The 3,868-nt window shown below is 40.7% G+C and carries 3 protein-coding genes; all 3 read right to left on the bottom strand.

Annotated features, from left to right (window positions below; all coding sequences use genetic code 11):
• Positions 1 to 136: 136 nt before the first annotated feature.
• The 3 genes from HMPREF3208_RS04680 to HMPREF3208_RS04670 all read right to left on the bottom strand — a co-directional run bounded on the left by HMPREF3208_RS04680 (position 137) and on the right by HMPREF3208_RS04670 (position 3,714).
• Entirely contained in the window at positions 137 to 778 is a 642-nt protein-coding gene (locus HMPREF3208_RS04680) for an ABC transporter ATP-binding protein (RefSeq protein WP_064347443.1), read from the bottom strand.
• A 146-nt stretch (positions 779 to 924) separates the two neighbouring features.
• Entirely contained in the window at positions 925 to 2,244 is a 1,320-nt protein-coding gene (locus tag HMPREF3208_RS04675) for an ABC transporter permease (RefSeq protein WP_064347441.1), read from the bottom strand.
• A gap of 99 nt (positions 2,245 to 2,343) precedes the next feature.
• On the bottom strand, positions 2,344 to 3,714 hold the full coding sequence (locus HMPREF3208_RS04670; RefSeq protein WP_064347439.1) for an ABC transporter permease: 1,371 nt from the start codon (positions 3,712 to 3,714) through the stop codon (positions 2,344 to 2,346).
• Between the last annotated feature and the right edge of the window lie 154 nt (positions 3,715 to 3,868).

Genomic DNA, 3,868 nt, shown 5'->3' with positions numbered 1-3,868 from the left:
GAAATCCCAATGATTTCAAGCTCGGTCAAAGCACTCACGCAGCGCACAATCTGCACCAATGTCGCAAAACACCAATCTTCCGACACGCGCGCAGTACGCCATCTGCACGAATGTTGCTCTACACCGGCTTAAGCGCTCAAGCAGATTTTTGCTTTAGTTGCTTATTTTTTAGCACGTACTTTACGTCAGCTTGAGACGCAACTTTCGAATCGTGCGTAACTACAATCACACATTTGCCATGTTTGCTAGCAAGATTCTTTAATATTGTAATAACTTCTTTAGTTGTTGCAGGGTCAAGGCTGCCTGTAGGCTCATCCGCTAAAATTACCGGTGCAGAAGATACCAAGGCTCGCCCAATTGCAACACGCTGCTGCTGACCGCCGGAAAGTTGCGTAACATTGCGATTTATTTCTTCCTTCGTCAACCCAAGATCTACTAGCACTTGAGCATCCGCATGCGAATTTACTAATCGCAAATTTTCTAATGGTGTCAAATAGTCAATAAGATTAAAATTCTGAAAAACAAGCGAGATATGCTTTTTGCGATGCTCACAATATCCTGTTTTTGCAATATTTTCACCATTAAAAAGCACTTCTCCACTATACGGAGTATCTAATCCAGCTAAAAGCGAAAGCATAGTAGACTTTCCAGCTCCGGAAGCTCCCATAATACTGTACATTTTGCCAGTTTCAAACTCTGCATTAACGTCATTTAGTACTGCAATATTTGCAGGTCCATAAGTATACTTCACATTTTTTAATTGCAATAAAGTCGACATAATAAGCTCCTTATTTTTACATAATTTAAATATGATTTATACGATTTGATTCATTTATGAGATTCGCTTCATTTATGCGATTGTGCTTCATTTATACGATTTGATTCATTTATGAGATTCGCTTCATTTATGCGATTGTGCTTCTGCTAACTCATAGCGCTTAGTATTTGCCGCGGCTTCTTTATTAAGATTGGCAGCACTGCAACAATCAACGCAACTATTGAAATAAGCAAACCCATAACAAAAGCAGTAAATGTTTGAGTCAACGGCAACACTGCAACACCATCCGCAATAAATGACGAATTTGCACTATGCAAAATCGCAGAACCAATAACGCCAGAAAAAGCAGCACCCAATCCCAGCGAAATAACGAATGACACAATGTTAAGTATTACTATTTCAACAAGCAATTGGCTAACTATTGCAGCTTTCGACAATCCAATAGACATAAGTACGCCAATCTCGTGCATACGTGCCCTAACCCAGAACACTAGTACAAGTCCAAGCACTAAAACGCCAACAAAACTTAACGCAACGAAAATCATTCGCACAAGTTGTTGTACAGAATTAACTGAGTTTATTACACCAGACAATTGCGAAGCATTCTGCTCTACATCAGCCCACTTTCCGGCAATACTTTTAGCATCACGTATTGCATTAGCTAATAAATCAGAACGCTCAACAGCACAGCGCAAAACACTTCGCTTAGAAGAGCCAGCTAAAGACAACGCCGAACTTAAGTCAGTAAATATGCGATTTTCTGAAGTATCCGAAGGAAGTGCTCCCTTAGTTTGCAATTTGCCGGCAAAAATGCCAACAACGCTAACTTTTACATTAAACCCCTGCTTAAGAGTTATAGTAGAGCCAATCTTAAGATTATTCTTCTTAGCAAAATCACGATGCACTATTGCACTACCCGCAGAACGATTAGTAATATGCTCACCCTGCACTAAACGGTACAATCCTTCTTGAAAACCTTGAGATAATCGGGAATCTGTTGTACCAGTAATTCCGGCAGCATGAGCCAAAACATCATCGTCTAGTCTAGGACCCTGCGCAGGAAGCACAAGTTGCTTTCCAACAGGCGTAGCTAAAACATCGCGCTCTTCCACTACAGTTTTTACGCCCGGAATCGCAGCAAATTTACGAATTTGGCTAGAGGCAATTCCTTCATTCGCGTCCAAATCTTGCGGAATTGGAGAATTAGACGTAGCAGCAGAATTAGAATTTGCGTTACTTTTCTCTGGAAGAGTTTCACCGCGCGTTTTTGCTCGTACAGTAAAACCCAAACCAATACTGGATTGAAGACGATCCCTAGCACCATCAACAGAAGCACTAATACCAGCTTGCGAAACTAGCGCGCTTAAAACAAGAGTCATAATCAGCACAATTATTGCGTTGCGTCGAGGCTTGCGAAATATTGCAAGCCACGCTCTAGAGCATAAAGAAATTACACCAACACTCATAATCACTCCAAATAAACTTTTATAAACTTGATAAACTTTGCTAAAACTTGCTAGTACTTGCTAAAAATTGCTAAAACTTGCTAAAAAATACGCAATTTTTTATTTTTGCAATCCAAGCAGTTCTCGAGGAGATTTGCACATCATTGGCAAATACGACAGCACTACTACAGCAACAACTACCGCACATACTATTGCCGAAACTCCAACAAAGCACTGTAAATCTACTTGCACAATAAGTTTGTCCAAAGTCCTAGTTGCCAACGTTGATTCAAGATTCCCACCAGCTTGGCCCATAGTGCTCAAATCATTAGCAGCCGCAGATTTTACGGATCCGAGCGCAGCAGCACTCATCCACGGAGCTATGATTTTTGCAAAAAAGTACCCAACAACTAGCGAAGGTATTGCAATAAGTAGAACCTCGCTAGCGTACTGACAAACTATAGACAGCTTGCTGTTGCCAATCGCAGTAAATACACCAATCTCATGGCGTCGCTCATTCATCCACAACAAAAGCACCAATCCAAGCGCAATAATAGCGAAAGATATTACAGCAATAGTCGTAATAGTCATCATTGAATGAACGCCTTTAGCGACTCTCAATAAGCCAGCAACGAACTGATCGTCACGAGTTAGCTGATAATTTTGCAAATCAATAGGCAATTTGGCAGCTTGTGCCATAATATTATCCGCATCCTCACCGCGCTTTACCCTAAAACTTGCGTCCTGATATATTTCTTTTCCTGGCTTATATTTATACAATTCGCGCGTAGTTTGCAAATCCGTATACACAGTATTGGCAGTAAGCTCCGCTCTAGTTGCAACTTGTCGCTTATTTGCTCCAGCATAAATTCCAACAATACGAGTTTTTACGGTTGCAGTTGATTGGTTAATATTGTCGGCATCGTAAGGATTAGCGCGAAGTGTAAGAGCATCTCCTACATGCAATCCATTAGCTTTAGCAAGATCTTCATGAATAAGAGATGCGTGAACATTGCTAGCGAGCAAATGCCTACCTTTAGATACGGTTATTGCTTTTGTTTTAAACGCATTAAGAGCAGCAGAATTATTGGTTCCTTCAATATTAACTGCATTGCCAAACTGCTGCTCGCGCTTTTGATCATAATCCTGAACGCCTGGAATTCTCGCAGCTTTGGCATTAACTAAATCCGCTGTTACATTTTGCCGAACCACGTACGAGGCAACTCCCTGCAACTTTGCGATTGCTCGTACATCTTTAGGTTTTACAGTTCCAGCTCCTCTAGGAGTTCCAGGATTTACTTGCGGATTATTTGCAAGTACGAAACTAGATTCTGCTTGAGCTTCAACTTTTTGACCCTCTTTATTAGCAGCACTCGAAACAGCAGAAATTGCAAATAATAATGTTGAAATAAGAAATAGAACAATGAAAACTATTAATGTTTTTATTCGTTTCCTCAGAATGTAGCGTATTGCACGAGAGATAAACGTCATCGACTACCTTTCCACATTGAAAAATAACTGTATATAGTATGCAAAACATACAGTATGCCAGTATAACATATGCGCACTTATAACTGCTATATGTAAAAAGCCGGCCCTACGATTTCGCGTGGGCCGAGCTTGCTCAGGGTTGAAAGCACGGGGT

This window comes from Gardnerella vaginalis, assembly GCF_001546485.1.
In the GTDB taxonomy this organism is placed as follows: Bacteria; Actinomycetota; Actinomycetes; order Actinomycetales; family Bifidobacteriaceae; genus Bifidobacterium; species Bifidobacterium vaginale_D.
Note: the sequence above shows the minus strand (reverse complement) of the source record. Positions and strands in the feature narration are given on the sequence as shown.